Here is a 12871-nt window from a genome sequence, read left to right on the forward strand (position 1 = left end):
ACCCAGCCGATTTCGAGTAGACCCGCCGCAATGATGGATTTCCAGGATATTGACGCCCACCTTGAAGACTGGAGCGCGCTGCGCAGCAGCGTGGACTTCAATGGGATTCTGATCGGCAACGGCGCCAGCCGGGCGATTTGGGAAGACTTTGCCTACGACTCGCTGTTCGAAAACGCGCGCACCGTCGAAGAAAAACCCCTGAGCCAATCCGAGCTGAGTGTGTTTGACGCCCTGCAAACCCGCAGTTTCGAACAAGCACTGGGCGCACTGAAAACCACCAGCCGGGTCAACAAAGCCCTGGCGGTCAGCTCAGCCGCGCCGCGCAATCGCTACTATACGATCAAGGAAGCGTTGATCAACACCATCCACGCCGTGCACATTCCGTGGCGCCTGGTGCAGCCCTCGACCCTGGCGACGATCAACGCGGAACTGGCCAACTACGCCACCGTGTTCACCAGTAACTACGACCTGCTCAACTACTGGGCGATCCTGCACACCCCGGGCATTGATGACCTGTTCCGCAGCGCCGACGCCAGCTTCGACCTGCGCAACACCCACACCGACGCCACGCGCATCCTCTACCTGCACGGCGGCCTGCACCTGGTGCGCAACCTCGACGGTACGGCGCGCAAATTGCCCTCCACCGACAGCACCTTGCTCAGCAGTTTTGCGATCAACAATACGATCAAGACTCTGGACGATGTGCCGCTGTTTGTCAGCGAAGGCAAGGTGGAAGAGAAGCTCAAGACCATCCGCAGCTCGGACTATCTGTCGTTCTGTTATGAGCAGTTGCTCAGCCATGAGGGCGCACTGTGCATCTTCGGCCATGATTTGGGGCCGCAGGATAAACACCTGGTGGATGCGCTTCGCCAGGCCAGGCTGACCACGCTGGCGATTTCGGTATCGGGGCGCAGCGACGGGTTTATTCGTCAGCAGAAGCGCCGGTATTCAGCGTTGTTTGAGGGCAGCGGTGTGGCGCTGAAGTTTTTTGCGGCACGGACACATCCGTTGGGTAATTCGGCGCTCTCGGTGCCGGTCGAGCGCTGATCACCTGCAACAAAGAAGGTCAACTGTGGGAGCTGGCTTGCCTGCGATAGCGGTGGGTCAGCAAACCGTGTGTCAACTGGCAGACCGCTATCGCAGGCAAGCCAGCTCCCACATTGATTGCATTTCAACTAGTGATCGCAGTCATTCCTCAGCACTGTGCACCACCACCAACAACTGCGCCTGCACCTCCCCCACCGAGCGAAGCCGGTGGGGCTTTTGCGCGTTGAAGTGCAGCGCGTCACCCCGCTCCAGAATCACCCGCTCGTTCATGAAATCCACTTCCACCTGGCCTTCATGCACGAATAAAAATTCCTCTCCCAGATGCTCCTTGAAGGTCTTGTCGGTGAACTCAGCCGGCGGGTAGATGATGAACGGCAGCAGGCTGCGCTCACTGACCTGATGCGCGAGCACCGCATAACCCGGCGCAGTGTCCGGCCGCTCATGGGCACGCACCAGGCTGTAGCTGTCGAGGCTGACGCTGTCTTCGCTGAACAGTTCTTCGACCTTCACGTTCAAGGCCTTGGCCAGTTTCAGCGCGGCGGCAATCGACGGCGTATTGAGCCCGCGCTCGACTTTCGACAGGTAGCTTTTGGTCATCCCGGACTTTTCGGCCAAGGACTCCAACGTTACGCCAAGTTTTTTTCTCAATAATTTCAAACGGATAGACATTTGATGCGGTTAATCCATGCAGAAAAGCGAGAGCTGCGCTTGCCAATGACACAAAGTGTCATATAGCATCTTTAGTGTCATTTGCGTTCACCCAACAGCCTTGCTCGCGCTGGAGACCCGCAAATCCGACGTCCATTGAACCACCCAAAGGACACCGATATGGCCAAGACATTAGCACTCTCAAAAGACCAACTGGTCAAGCAAGCGCTGATCCAGATGCAAAATTCCCTGGCGGATAATACGTGGACCGACCGGCAAAAGCTGGCGCTCACGTGCCGCATTCTGTTCGAACACGGCCACGACTCCGGCCTGGCCGGGCAGATCACCGCACGTGGCCCCACGCCCGGCACTTATTACACCCAGCAACTGGGCCTGGGTTTTGACGAAATCACCGCCAGCAACCTATTGCTGGTCAATGAGGACCTGGAAGTTTTGGAAGGCCACGGCATTCCCAACCCGGCCAACCGCTTTCACACCTGGGTGTACCGTGGGCGGCCGGATGTGAACTGCATCATCCATACGCACCCCACTCATATTGCCGCGCTGTCGATGTTGGAAGTACCGCTGCAGGTGTCGCACATGGACCTCTGCCCGCTGTACGAAGACTGCGCTTTTTTGGAAGCCTGGCCGGGGGTGCCGGTGGGTAATGAAGAAGGGGAAATCATCACCACGGCGCTCGGCGACAAACGCGCGATTTTGCTCTCGCATCACGGCCAACTGTCCACCGGGGCGAGCATCGAAGAAGCCTGTGTGATCGCGCAGTTGATCGAGCGCGCGGCCAAGTTGCAGTTGCTGGCGATGGCGGCGGGCACGATCAAGCCGATCCTGCCGGCGCTGGGGCACGAGGCCCATGACTGGATCTCCAAGCCCAAGCGCCACGGCGCCGCGTTCAATTACTACGCCCGGCAGAGCCTGCGCCAACACGCCGACTGCTTGAACTGATTGCCCTTTTTCGACTGGAGACTTCCCATGTCCACACCCACTATTCACGGCATCATCGGTTACACCATCACGCCGTTCAGCGCCGACGGCCAACGCATTGACCTCGACGCCCTGGGCCGCTCCATCGACCGTTTGATCGACAGCGGCGTGCACGCCATCGCGCCCTTGGGCAGTACCGGCGAGGGCGCCTACCTGAGCGACGCCGAGTGGGATGAAGTCAGTGCCTACAGCCTCGCGAAAATCGCCAGGCGCGTACCGACTATCGTCAGTGTGTCCGACCTGACCACCGCCAAGGCCGTGCGTCGGGCCCGTTATGCCGAGGCCAATGGCGCCGACGTGGTGATGGTACTGCCGGCCTCGTACTGGAAACTCAGCGAAGCAGAAATCCTCGCCCACTATGCCGCGATTGGCGACAGCGTCGGCGTGCCGATCATGCTCTACAACAACCCGGCTACCAGCGGCACAGACATGTCGGTGGAGTTGATTCTGCGCATCATCAAGCAGGTCGAAAACGTGACCATGGTCAAGGAGAGCACCGGGGATATTCAGCGCATGCACCAGTTGCATCGCCACAGCGACGTACCGTTTTACAACGGCTGCAACCCGCTGGCGCTGGAAGCTTTCGCGGCAGGTGCCAAGGGTTGGTGCACGGCGGCGCCGAACCTGATCGCGCAGCTCAACCTGGCGTTGTACGAGGCGGTGTTGGCCAATGATCTGACCAAGGCGCGGGCCCTGTTCTATCGCCAGTTACCGCTGCTGGAATTCATCCTCAAGGGAGGTTTGCCGGCGACGATCAAGGCTGGGTTGCGTTTGACCGGGTTGGAAGCGGGTGATCCAAGGTTGCCGGTGTTCCCATTGGGTGAAGCGGGAGTCGAGCAGCTAAGGACATTACTGCGATAGAGCCGTGGCCTCCTGTGGGAGCTGGCTTGCCTGCGATAGCATCTCCTCGGTTTAGCTGACAAATCGAGGTGCCTGCATCGCAGGCAAGCCAGCTCCCACATTTTGACCGAGTTCATTCATTACACAGCGACAAATGACAATAGTTCTCGATATCATTCATGGCTTTTCTACGTCGTGCTTCGTCAAGAAGGATAGCCATGTCTCGTCCCAAGCCCGACCCGTTGTCGGCCGATGCCTTTCGCGGGTTTTATGCAGATATTCTGTATTTCCTGCGCAAGCGCACGGACAACGCCAGCGACGCGGCGGACATGACCCAGGATGTCTTTACCCAGTGGCTGGACTACCGCGACCGCGCGAAGGTCGAGCAGCCACGGGCGTTTCTGTTCCAGATGGCGCGCAACCTGCTGCGCGATCACTGGCGTAAACAGAAGGTACGGCAGACCGCCCACGCTGAGCCGGCCGACAGGGACGCCGAGCCGGTCACCGACGAGCAAAATGACCCGATGGCCGCCGCGCAGCGCCTGCAACGCCTGGAACAGTTGAAAGAAGTCCTCGCCGAACTCTCGCCCCGCAGGCGAGAAGCCCTTATGCTGCACCGCTTCGAAGGCCTGAGCCAGGCGCAGATCGCCGAGCGCATGGGCATTTCGACCAGCATGGTGGAAAAGCACATCGCTTTTGCCCTGCTGCATTGCAAGCGACGTCTTCACATTGACCCCGGCACGGAGCAGCCAGAATGAACCGCTTGAGCGACATCGACGCCCTGGACATCGAAGCGAGCGACTCCATTGACGCCCAAGCCGCCAGCTGGTTCGCGCGCAACCGCAATGACGCGGGGCGTGCCGACCGCAAAGCCTTTGCCGCCTGGCAGGCTGAGCCCGCCCATGCACGCGCCTATGCCGAATTCGAGCAACTGTGGGCCGACCTCGCCCAGTTGCAGCAACTGAACCAACCCGTGCCACTGCCCACGCGTAAACCCTCGTTCTGGCGCCCCGCCCTGGCCGTGGCGGCCGCGCTGGTCTGCACAGTGCTGACCACGCACATCGGCGCGCCTCGCGAGCTCTACCACAGCCAAATCGCCGGGCATGCCAAAGGCATGCGCACGCTCAACCTGCCCGATGGCAGCACGCTGTATGTGAATGCCAACACCCATCTGCGGGTAGATTTCAGCGCCCATCAACGCATCCTTCATCTGGACAAGGGCCAGCTGTACATCGAGGTCGCTGCCGACAAGGAGCGGCCGCTGTACGTGCAGGCCGGCGAGGCGAACGTGCGGGTGGTCGGCACCGGGTTTGATGTGCGGCGCAGCCAGCAACAACTGGTGGTCAGCGTCGCCCATGGCCAGGTCGCCTTCGCGGCGGACGCCAAAAGCCCCGTCACCTTGCTCGGCGCGCAGCAACGCGCAACTTACAGCTACGCCAAAGGCACTGTTCAACAGCAAACCCTCACGGGCGAAGACGTCGCCGATTGGCGCAGCGGGCACCTGTCCTTTCGCAATCGCGACCTGGCCAGCCTCATTGATGAGCTAAGCCTCTACCGGCCCCAGGCACCGTTACAGGTCAGCAAAGCCGTGGCGCAACTGAAGCTCTCGGGCAATCTGGATGTGAATGACCCGGACGCCCTGCTCAATGCCCTGCCTGCCCTGCTCCCGGTAAAAACCGTGGCGTCGGCCGATGGCATCGTGAGAATCGAACCGATCAAGTAAGGCTCGCCCTCCATTTGAGAATATTTTGCATTCGCAGGTGTGGAATTTTTTGCCTGCGCCGTCTTCCTCCCGACTGTGTTTGATACGCACACCTTTTTGGCTATTTAGCCACCCCGGGGGATTCCATGTTTCGCGCGCCTTGCCACGCTTCGCACCTGTTTCTTCGACCGTCCCTGATTGCTACCTGCATGGCGTTCAGCCTCAGTGCCCAGGCCGAGACGTTCAAGCTGCAACTGCCCGCCCAGTCTCTGGCCACCTCGTTGAGCCAAGTGGCGCAGCAGGCGAAAATCCAGCTGCTGTTCGATGAAACATTGCTCAAGAACGTGCAGGCGCCGGCGCTCAATGGTGAGTTCACCCCGGAAGTGGCGATTCGCACCTTGCTGAAAAACGGCGAATTCACCCTGATCAGGGTCGGAACCACTTACGTCGTGCGCCCCGACGTAGGCAAGACCACCCACAGCGGCGCGATCCAGCTCGACGCCCTCAGCGTGATAGGCACGGGTAACGAAGTCGACGCCAGCACCGTCAACCGCTCCACCCTGACCCAGGCCGACATCGACCGCTACCAGTCCAACAACATTCCCAGCCTGTTGCAGACCTTGCCCGGCGTGAGCCAGGGCGGCTCGCTGAAACCCGGCGGCCAGACCATCAACATCCGCGGTTTCGGCGATGCCGAAGACGTGCCGCTGACCGTCGACGGCGCCACCAAGAGCGGCTTCGAGCGCTACCAGCAAGGCACCGTGTTTATCGAGCCGGAGTTGATCAAAAGCATCGAGGTCGAGAAAGGCCCCAACTCGCCGTTCACCGGCAACGGCGGTTTTGGCGGCACGGTCAACATGACCACCAAGGACGCCCCGGACCTACTCCAGAACGGTCGCAACAGCGGCGCAATGCTCAAATACGGTTACTCCAGCAACGACCACGAACAGGTCTACAGCAGTGCCGTGTATGGCCGCACCGACGACGGCCGTTTTGACGCGCTGGCCTACCTGACCCAGCGCGACGGCGGTGATATGAAGGTGGCCGCCAAGTTGCCCAACGACAACAACGAGTACCCGGTCAACCCGCAGCGCTTGCCCAACAGTGCCCAGGATGTGGACGGCAAGCTGTTCAAGGTCAACGCGCACTTCACCGATGAGCAGAGCGTTGGCCTGTCCTACTCGCGTTCCCACAGCAATCGCTGGACGCCCTTCTCCGCCGCCAGCTACCCGACGCCGCCGACCCAGGCCAACATCGACCGCTATGGCTACGAAGGTGCGTTGAAGCGTTTTTTAGCCCACCGCGATACTGTCGACACCACCTGGTCGGGCAAGTATGAATACACGCCGCTGGATAATCCGCTGGTGGACCTGACCGTCAAATATTCCCAGTCCAACACCGACCAGACCGACGAGCGCGACGCCAGCGCGTTTTTCCAACTGGCCACCGGCGGGCGCAAGATGGACACCGCCTACACCGACAAGCACCTCGACATCCGCAACGTCAGCCTGTTCGACACCGGGCCGTTGCAGCATGCGGTGACCGTCGGCGGGCAGATTCGCAGGCACATCCGCGAAACCGAGATGTGGATGCCTGGTGCCACGTACAACACCGCGCGCTATAACTATGGGCATTTCCAGCCGGGTTTCATGCCCCACGGCAAGGTCGATACCCACAGCTTCTTTGTCCAGGATGCGGTGACCGTCGGCGATGTGACCATCACCCCGTCCCTGCGCTACGACCACGTGCGCAACCGCGGCGAAGGCAACGATGCGCCGTACTACAACAACCCCGATCCGTCCTTCGGCCACGATTACAGCGACCGCACCTACACAGGCTGGTCACCGCGCCTGGCGCTGTTCTGGAACGTCACCCCGCACCTTGGGCTGTTCGCAAACTGGAGCAAAACCTGGCGCGCACCGGTCATCGACGAACAGTACGAAGTGCAAGGCCTGGGCAGCCGCACGGCCACCAGCGTCGACCTCGACCCCGAGCGCATCACGTCGATCACCGTGGGCAGTGTCGTCAGCTACGATAACGTGCTTGCCCAGGACGACAACCTGCAAGTGCGCACCACCGTGTTCCACAACAAAGTCGAAGACGAAATCTTCAAGGCCACCGGCGTCGGCTGCCAGAACCAGGCGATCAATGGCGGCACCATTTCCAGCGCCTGCCCATCGGGGGCGATGCCCAACTACCGCAACATCGGCGGCCTGACCATCAAGGGCTTTGAGCTCGAATCGTTCTACAACTCCACCTACCTGTTCGGCTCGGTGTCGTTCGCCTACGCCAAAGGTGAACACGAAGGCGCCTATACCAACCCATGGGGCCCGGACGTGCCGGCACATGACATTCCACCGACCAAATGGGTGCTGGTACTGGGCACCCACATTCCAGCCTGGGATGCCCAAGTGGGCTGGATGGGCCAGTTCATCGGCGCAACCGATCGCTTGCCGAGTGACAAATATTCCGGCGGCCCCGGCAGCAGTTTGGGCGACCTGTTCTACGACCAATACGGCAACAAGGCCTACAACACCCAAGGCCTGTTCGCCAAATGGAAACCGCAACAGGCTTACCTCAAAGGTACCGAGGTCAACTTCACCGTGGACAACCTGTTCAACAACAACTTCCGCCCGGCCTTGAGCGGCGACCGCGCCTACATCAAAGGCCGAGATGCGAAGATCAGCGTCACGCGGTTCTTCTGAGGTTAGGGGTGCAGCCGGCGATGCAGATTTCTCGGTCGGTCAGCACAACCGAGGCGATCCCTTCGCAGACTCGCTGAAGCTCGACAGCTCCCACATTGGTTCTCCATTCGCTGGCGATCTACTGTGGGAACTGTCGAGCCCCAGCGAGGCGGCGAAGGCGGCGGCACTGCCAACAGAGCGATTGAAACTGTACGGATAAATCCGCACCCAGCTGTAGGCCCGCTACCGGCAGGGGTTGTGGCTAGATGGGCTTCCCTTGAAGCCCTGCAGATTTCGGTCCCCATCATGAGCTCGCGCGAAAACACCGGCATGGCCCTCGGCCTGCTGGGCGTCATCATCTTCAGCCTGACCCTGCCCTTCACCCGCATCGTGGTGCAGGAAATCCACCCGTTGCTCAACGGCCTGGGTCGCGCGTTGTTCGCAGCGGTTCCGGCAGCGGCGCTGTTGCTGTGGCGCCGTGAGCGCTGGCCGACCTGGCGCCAGGTACGCGGGTTGTGCCTGGTCATCGCCGGCGTGATTCTCGGTTTCCCGGTGCTGTCGGCCTGGGCCATGCAAACCTTGCCGGCGTCCCATGGCGCGCTGGTCAACGGCCTGCAACCCCTGTGCGTGGCGCTGTACGCGGCGTGGCTGTCCCACGAGCGGCCGTCGAAAGCCTTCTGGGCCTGTGCGGCGTTGGGCAGTGCGTTGGTGTTGAGTTACGCGTTGATCACCGGCGCCGGCAGTATCCAGGCGGGTGATTTGTTGATGCTCGGCGCCATTGCCGTGGGCGGCCTGGGTTATGCCGAAGGTGGCCGGCTGGCCAAAGAGATGGGCGGCTGGCAGGTGATCTGCTGGGCGCTGGTGCTGTCGACGCCGGTGTTGATCGGCCCGGTGTGGTACCTGGCGGCGCAGCATCAAGGGGCGATTTCCATGCGCACCTGGTGGGCGTTTGGCTATGTGTCGCTGTTCTCGCAGTTCCTGGGATTTTTTGCCTGGTACGCCGGGCTGGCCATGGGCGGCATTGCACGGGTCAGTCAAATTCAGCTGTTGCAGATTTTCTTCACCATCGCGTTTTCGGCGTTGTTCTTTGGTGAACACATCGAGCCGATTACCTGGCTGTTTGCCTGTGGTGTGATCGCGACGGTGATGCTGGGGCGCAAGACGGCGGTGCAGGCTGCGCCCCTTCCCAAGCCGAACGCTATCTAATGTGAAAGCAGGCCTGTGTGGGAGCTGGCTTGTGTGGGAGCTGGCTTGCCTGCGATGCAGGCAACTCGGTCCGTCAGAAAACCGAGGCGATGCCATCGCGGGCAAGCCCGGCTCCCACACAAGCCTACCCTCCCACATTTGATTTGCAGCGTTCTCAGCTCAAATAACCATCCGCGCGCAGCAAGGTTTCCAGGCAGTGTTCGCTGATCTGGTAGAACGCCTTCAGCTCCCGGATTTTTTCCAGCAACTGCGCGTTGTCCAACGGCTCGGCGCGTTTGACCGCCAGGATCATCTTGTTCTTGTTGGTGTGTTCCAACGAGATGAACTCGAATACCTTGGTCTCATAACCGCAGGCTTCAAGGTACAACGCCCGCAGGCTGTCGGTGACCATTTCCGCCTGTTGGCCCAGGTGCAGGCCGTATTGCAGCATCGGCTTGAGCAGCACCGGGCTCTGGATTTGCAGACGAATCTGTTTGTGGCAGCACGGCGAGCACATGATGATCGAGGCGCCGGAGCGAATGCCGGTGTGGATCGCGTAATCGGTGGCGATGTCGCAGGCATGCAGGGCGATCATCACGTCCAGTTCGCTCGGCGCGACGCTGCGCACATCACCGCATTTGAACACCAGCCCCGGGTGTTCCAGGCGCGCGGCCGCGGCGTTGCACAGGGTCACCATGTCTTCGCGCAGCTCAACACCTGTGACCTCGCCCTCGGCCTTGAGGGTGTTGCGCAGGTAATCGTGAATGGCGAAGGTCAGGTAGCCCTTGCCCGAACCAAAGTCAGCAACACGCACCGGCCGGTCCAGTTTCAACGGTGACGAAGTCAGCGCATGGCTGAACACTTCGATGAATTTATTGATTTGCTTCCACTTGCGCGACATCGATGGGATCAGCGCCTGCCTGGCGTCGGTTACGCCCAGGTCAGCGAGGAACGGCCGCGTCAGGTCCAGGAAGCGATTTTTCTCGCGGTTATGCTCCGCGGACGGCGCCTCACGCAGTTGCTGCGGCTTGCTTTTGAACAGCGAGCTTTTGTTCTTCTTGCTGTACTCCAACTGGGCTTCATCCGTCAGCGACAGCAAGTGCGCGTTCTTGAACGACGCCGGCAGCAGCTCGGCAATCGCTGCCACGCCGTCCGCCAGCGGGAAGTTCTTGGTGATGTCGCGCGTCTTGTAGCGGTAGACGAAGGACAGGCACGGCTGCTCCTTGACCGTCACTGGCTTGATGATCAGCCGCTGCAACTCGGCCTCTTCACCGACGTACTTGGCCAGTACCAGCTTGATAAATGCATGCTGCGCGAGGCTTGCGCTCAGCAGTTCGATGAACTGGGCGTGATGATCCGGCGCAGGGCTGGCAGGTTGAGCAGTGACGGACATGAACAAAAACGCCTCGGGCTGGGAATGCCGGGCATTTTAGGGGGGATAGGCGTTGAGGGCACGGGGTTATTTGATCAACGGTCACTCAGCCGCCGCAAATCAAATGTGAGAGCTGCTTTGTGTGGGAGCTGGCTTGCCTGCGATGCTGGCACCGCGGTCCATCAGGCAAACCGAGGTGAGGCCATCGCGGGCAAGCCCGGCTCCCACAGAAAAGCAGCTCCCAAATAGGCTCAGAGGAATTTGGGTTATTCGAGCACGATCAGTCGGTTGGGCAGTTCATTACGCGTCTGCGTCACCGGCACATGCACCTTGAGCAACTCGCCACAGGCTTCAATACACGCAATAAACCCGGCCAGCGTTTGCCCCTGTTTTACCTGCTGGGTAAACGCCTTGACGATGCCATCCCAACTGCTGTTATCCAGGTGTTTGGAAATGCCCTCGTCCACCAGGATTTCCACATACCGCTCCGCCTCGCAGACAAAAATCAGCACGCCGGTGCCGCCCAGCGTGTGGTGCAGGTTCTGCTCCAGAAACTGCCGGCGTGCCAGGTTTGACGCGCGCCAATGGCGTACCGAACGCGGGATCAAGCGGGTGGTGACCTTGGGCAGGCGAAACACCAAGCACAGCACAATAAACGTCGCCCACTGCGCCAACAGCAAGGTGTACATGGTCAGGTAGCCCGACAAGTAATGCACCACGCCAGGCACCACCAACGCAATCAGGCTGGCCCATAGCAGCGGGATGTAAGCGTAATCGTCGGCGCGGGCCGCCAGCACGGTGACCAGTTCGGCGTCGGTGGTTTTTTCAACCCGGACGATCGCTTCGGCGACCTGGCGCTGCTCGTGTTCAGTCAGTAATGCCATGGTTGTAGATGCTCTTTTCTAGTTATTGTCATTACCCGCCGCACGTTCATTACCAGCCACCTGAGGCACCGCCGCCGCCGAAACCACCGCCGCCGCCTCGGAAGCCACCACCGCCGCCACCGCCACCGCCGCCGCGCCCACTGCTGCTGAGGATCGCCAGCAAGATAGCGCCAACCGGCAGGCCCAAGCGATTGCACAGCCATAACACGCCGATCAGCAGGATAAACAAGCCGATGGAAAACCCGGGATTATCCTTGGCGAAATTCGCATCCGCCACATGGGCCGGCACCGCCAGCGGCTCACCGCCCACCACTTGCACTATTGCCGCCACGCCGTCGCTGATGCCCTGGCTGTAATTACCGGCCTTGAACTTGGGCGCAATCACCTGGTTGATGATCACCCATGACTGCGCATCGGTCAGCACGCCTTCAAGGCCGTAACCGACTTCGATGCGCAATTTGTGCTCATCACGCGCGACGATCAACAGTGCGCCGTTGTCCTTGCCCTTCTGGCCGATGCCCCATTGGCGACCCAACTGGTAACCGTAGTCTTCAATCGGCACGCCTTGCAGGTCGGGGACGGTGACCACCACGATCTGGTCGCCGGACGTTTGTTCCAGCGCCTGCAACTGCTGGGTAATCTGCGCGCGCGTTGCCGGGTCGATCATCTGCGCGGCGTCCACCACCCGCCCGGTCAATGCCGGAAAGGTCAGCGCCGCCTGGGCCACACCGACGCACGCCAGCAACCACAGCGCCAAGCCTATCCGTAATAAACGCATCGACACCTCAGAGAAGCCTTATTTGAACTTCACTTGCGGCGCTTTATCGGCGTCGGCACTGGTGGCTTCAAACGTGGCGCGGATCGGCAAGTCGCTGTACATCACGCTGTTCCACAGGCGACCCGGGAAGGTGCGGATCTCGGTGTTGTAAGCCTGCACTGCCTGGATGAAGTCGCGACGGGCCACGGCAATACGGTTTTCCGTGCCTTCAAGCTGGGATTGCAGCGCCAGGAAGTTCTGGTTGGCCTTCAGGTCCGGGTAACGCTCGGACACCACCATCAAACGGCTGAGGGCACCGCTCAGGCCATCCTGGGCTTGCTGGAATTGCTTGAGTTTTTCCGGGTTGTCGAGGGTACTGGCGTCCACCTGGATCGAGGTAGCCTTGGCCCGCGCCTCAATCACGGCGGTGAGGGTGTCTTGTTCATGGGCGGCGTAGCCCTTGACCACTTCCACCAGGTTGGGGATCAGGTCAGCACGGCGTTGGTATTGGTTCTGCACCTGGCCCCAGGCGGCTTTGGCCTGTTCATCCAGGGTCGGAATCGTATTGATGCCACAACCGCTCAGCACGCTGCTGATCAGTAGCAGAGCCGCGGCCTTGAAGCCCCAGCGGTAATGTTGTGCTACTTGCATGGTGTCTCTCCTGCCCAAACTTGATGGAATTTGACGACTCACCCTATAAACCGCGCGCTTGGGGCATAATCCGCCACCACCACTGGAATGCATTGAGCC

Annotated in this window: 12 protein-coding genes; 7 read left to right on the top strand and 5 right to left on the bottom strand. The window is 60.6% G+C overall.

What is annotated here, in order from left to right:
* Window positions 1-30: 30 nt before the first annotated feature.
* Complete coding sequence (locus tag ACI77D_RS09995) at window positions 31-1047, top strand: DUF4917 family protein (protein ID WP_407016503.1); 1017 nt, start codon at window positions 31-33, stop codon at window positions 1045-1047.
* Window positions 1048-1188: 141 nt separating this feature from the next.
* Here ACI77D_RS09995 and ACI77D_RS10000 read toward each other — a convergent pair whose 3' ends face one another.
* Complete coding sequence (locus tag ACI77D_RS10000; protein WP_064451263.1) at window positions 1189-1716, bottom strand: helix-turn-helix domain-containing protein; 528 nt, start codon at window positions 1714-1716, stop codon at window positions 1189-1191.
* Window positions 1717-1875: 159 nt separating this feature from the next.
* Between ACI77D_RS10000 and ACI77D_RS10005 the strand changes: the two genes are divergently transcribed.
* The 6 genes from ACI77D_RS10005 (at window position 1876) to ACI77D_RS10030 (ending at window position 9129) form a co-directional block, all read left to right on the top strand.
* Window positions 1876-2658: an aldolase gene (locus tag ACI77D_RS10005; RefSeq protein ID WP_064451262.1), complete on the top strand. Its 783-nt coding sequence runs from the start codon at window positions 1876-1878 to the stop codon at window positions 2656-2658.
* Window positions 2659-2685: 27 nt separating this feature from the next.
* Window positions 2686-3558 carry a dihydrodipicolinate synthase family protein gene (locus ACI77D_RS10010; RefSeq protein WP_221294170.1) on the top strand — a complete coding sequence of 291 codons (873 nt, stop codon included), beginning with the start codon at window positions 2686-2688 and terminating at the stop codon, window positions 3556-3558.
* 197 nt (window positions 3559-3755) lie between these two features.
* Entirely contained in the window at window positions 3756-4295 is a 540-nt protein-coding gene (locus ACI77D_RS10015; RefSeq protein WP_221294169.1) for an RNA polymerase sigma factor, read from the top strand.
* Window positions 4292-5260: a FecR domain-containing protein gene (locus ACI77D_RS10020; RefSeq protein ID WP_064451259.1), complete on the top strand. Its 969-nt coding sequence runs from the start codon at window positions 4292-4294 to the stop codon at window positions 5258-5260. Before ACI77D_RS10015 ends, ACI77D_RS10020 begins: the two co-directional genes overlap by 4 nt.
* A gap of 125 nt (window positions 5261-5385) precedes the next feature.
* Complete coding sequence (locus tag ACI77D_RS10025; protein ID WP_407016504.1) at window positions 5386-7944, top strand: TonB-dependent hemoglobin/transferrin/lactoferrin family receptor; 2559 nt, start codon at window positions 5386-5388, stop codon at window positions 7942-7944.
* Between the two features lie 285 nt (window positions 7945-8229).
* Entirely contained in the window at window positions 8230-9129 is a 900-nt protein-coding gene (locus tag ACI77D_RS10030; RefSeq protein ID WP_262667260.1) for a DMT family transporter, read from the top strand.
* A 154-nt stretch (window positions 9130-9283) separates the two neighbouring features.
* On the opposite strand, the gene ACI77D_RS10035 is transcribed toward ACI77D_RS10030, so the two are convergent.
* The 4 genes from ACI77D_RS10035 to ACI77D_RS10050 all read right to left on the bottom strand — a co-directional run bounded on the left by ACI77D_RS10035 (window position 9284) and on the right by ACI77D_RS10050 (window position 12772).
* A complete protein-coding gene (locus tag ACI77D_RS10035; RefSeq protein ID WP_221294166.1) occupies window positions 9284-10501 on the bottom strand; it encodes an SAM-dependent methyltransferase in 1218 nt (405 codons plus the stop codon).
* A gap of 245 nt (window positions 10502-10746) precedes the next feature.
* A complete protein-coding gene (locus ACI77D_RS10040) occupies window positions 10747-11364 on the bottom strand; it encodes a TPM domain-containing protein (RefSeq protein WP_407016506.1) in 618 nt (205 codons plus the stop codon).
* Window positions 11365-11413: 49 nt separating this feature from the next.
* Window positions 11414-12142 (bottom strand): YgcG family protein, encoded by a 729-nt coding sequence (locus tag ACI77D_RS10045; RefSeq protein ID WP_064451254.1) that lies wholly within the window; start codon window positions 12140-12142, stop codon window positions 11414-11416.
* A gap of 18 nt (window positions 12143-12160) precedes the next feature.
* On the bottom strand, window positions 12161-12772 hold the full coding sequence (locus ACI77D_RS10050) for a LemA family protein (RefSeq protein ID WP_407016507.1): 612 nt from the start codon (window positions 12770-12772) through the stop codon (window positions 12161-12163).
* Window positions 12773-12871: the final 99 nt, after the last annotated feature.

The organism is Pseudomonas sp. O39 (assembly GCF_045447295.1).
In the GTDB taxonomy this organism is placed as follows: domain Bacteria; phylum Pseudomonadota; class Gammaproteobacteria; order Pseudomonadales; family Pseudomonadaceae; genus Aquipseudomonas; species Aquipseudomonas antarctica_A.

What these genes read in the sequence shown, in the direction of transcription:
- ACI77D_RS09995 (WP_407016503.1), top strand. Translation starts at nt 31, where the DNA reads ATGATGGATTTCCAGGATATTGACGCCCACCTTGAAGACTGGAGCGCG.
- ACI77D_RS10000 (WP_064451263.1), bottom strand. Translation starts at nt 1,716, where the DNA reads ATGTCTATCCGTTTGAAATTATTGAGAAAAAAACTTGGCGTAACGTTG.
- ACI77D_RS10005 (WP_064451262.1), top strand. Translation starts at nt 1,876, where the DNA reads ATGGCCAAGACATTAGCACTCTCAAAAGACCAACTGGTCAAGCAAGCG.
- ACI77D_RS10010 (WP_221294170.1), top strand. Translation starts at nt 2,686, where the DNA reads ATGTCCACACCCACTATTCACGGCATCATCGGTTACACCATCACGCCG.
- ACI77D_RS10015 (WP_221294169.1), top strand. Translation starts at nt 3,756, where the DNA reads ATGTCTCGTCCCAAGCCCGACCCGTTGTCGGCCGATGCCTTTCGCGGG.
- ACI77D_RS10020 (WP_064451259.1), top strand. Translation starts at nt 4,292, where the DNA reads ATGAACCGCTTGAGCGACATCGACGCCCTGGACATCGAAGCGAGCGAC.
- ACI77D_RS10025 (WP_407016504.1), top strand. Translation starts at nt 5,386, where the DNA reads ATGTTTCGCGCGCCTTGCCACGCTTCGCACCTGTTTCTTCGACCGTCC.
- ACI77D_RS10030 (WP_262667260.1), top strand. Translation starts at nt 8,230, where the DNA reads ATGAGCTCGCGCGAAAACACCGGCATGGCCCTCGGCCTGCTGGGCGTC.
- ACI77D_RS10035 (WP_221294166.1), bottom strand. Translation starts at nt 10,501, where the DNA reads ATGTCCGTCACTGCTCAACCTGCCAGCCCTGCGCCGGATCATCACGCC.
- ACI77D_RS10040 (WP_407016506.1), bottom strand. Translation starts at nt 11,364, where the DNA reads ATGGCATTACTGACTGAACACGAGCAGCGCCAGGTCGCCGAAGCGATC.
- ACI77D_RS10045 (WP_064451254.1), bottom strand. Translation starts at nt 12,142, where the DNA reads ATGCGTTTATTACGGATAGGCTTGGCGCTGTGGTTGCTGGCGTGCGTC.
- ACI77D_RS10050 (WP_407016507.1), bottom strand. Translation starts at nt 12,772, where the DNA reads ATGCAAGTAGCACAACATTACCGCTGGGGCTTCAAGGCCGCGGCTCTG.